The sequence below is a fragment of the Achromobacter sp. GbtcB20 genome, from assembly GCF_019091095.1.
Classification (GTDB): Bacteria; Pseudomonadota; Gammaproteobacteria; order Burkholderiales; family Burkholderiaceae_B; genus Achromobacter; species Achromobacter mucicolens.
Genome location: NZ_JAGXJZ010000144.1, coordinates 1 through 639, shown reverse-complemented (window position 1 = coordinate 639; position 639 = coordinate 1). Strand labels below are relative to the sequence as shown.

At 70.9% G+C, this 639-nt stretch carries 1 pseudogene; it reads right to left on the bottom strand.

The features are described 5' to 3' along the window. A pseudogene (locus KVT32_RS28235) lies at positions 1–404 on the bottom strand (hypothetical protein); the annotation flags it as partial. Between the last annotated feature and the right edge of the window lie 235 nt (positions 405–639).

Below are 639 nucleotides of genomic sequence, written 5' to 3'. Positions count from 1 at the left end.
GGCGGCGCCGGCGCGGCAGGGGTGGCCGGGCTTGCCCGGGGAGGCTGCGGCACGCTGGAGGGCGCAGAAGGGAGCTCAGAAGGGGGCGCAGCGGGGGCGGGCGCAGCGGGAGCCGGCAACGGCGCGTGCACGCCCGTCTCGCGTTCCGCCTGCAGCCTGCGCAGTTCGCCCGCGATCCATCCGCGCTTGTCGGCCGACGGTACGAAGTCCCAGCCGCCGTGGCTGACGTAGCGCCGGGCCAGGTCGCCGTTGAGTTCCGCGAGCCGGTCGAGTTCGATCTCGGTCGCATAGGCGCCGAAGGTGTGCAGCACGTTCTGGCGCAGCAGGACCACGGCGCTGGCCGCCACGGCCAGGATGGCCAGCAGGACCGAGACAAACAGGCGTAGGCCGATCGAGATCTTCAAGGAGGCGCCGGGGCGGGTTGAAAGCATTCCATTCTAGGCGAAGGCGCGGCCCGGGTCATCAGGGGCGGAGGACAAAATGAAAAACGCCCTGCGCCGGGTGGCGAGGGCGTTGGCGAGGGTGTTGGCGAACCCCGGGGGCGAATGCGCTTAGAAGCGGACGTTCGCCGTCAGGCTGGCCGAGCGCGGCGTGCCCGGGTTGCAGCGGTAGCCGCTCTTGTTGATGCTGTCGACGTAG